We start from the raw sequence: 420 nt of genomic DNA on the forward strand, positions 1-420 counted from the left end.
GGTCGGAGGCATCGACCAGGATCAGCGGCAAATTGTAGTGCTGGCGGAACATCTCCACCACGCTCGCCGCCTCGTTCTTGCGCATCAGCCCGTGGTCGACGAGGATGCAGGTCAGCTGGTCGCCGACCGCCTCGTGGATGAGGAGCGCGGCAACCGAGGAATCGACGCCGCCCGACAGCGCGCAGATCACCTTGCCCTTGCCGACCTGGTTGCGGATCGCCTCGACGGCATGCTCGCGATAGGCGCGCATCGTCCAGTCGCCCTCGATGCCGGCGATGTTGTGGACGAAATTGCGGAGCAGCCTGGCGCCATCCGGCGTGTGCACCACTTCGGGGTGGAACATGATGCCGTACATCTTGCGCTCGACATCGCCGAAGATGGCGAAGGGCGAGCCTTCCGACCTGCCGAACACCTCGAAGC

1 pseudogene is annotated in these 420 nt (G+C 65.0%); it reads right to left on the bottom strand.

Features of this window, described 5'->3' with window-relative positions:
* Window positions 1–420: pseudogene (locus tag EOA29_RS40345) on the bottom strand (ATP-binding protein); the annotation flags it as partial.

Origin of the sequence: Mesorhizobium sp. M1E.F.Ca.ET.063.01.1.1 (assembly GCF_003998155.1) — a bacterium.
Classification (GTDB): Bacteria; Pseudomonadota; Alphaproteobacteria; order Rhizobiales; family Rhizobiaceae; genus Mesorhizobium.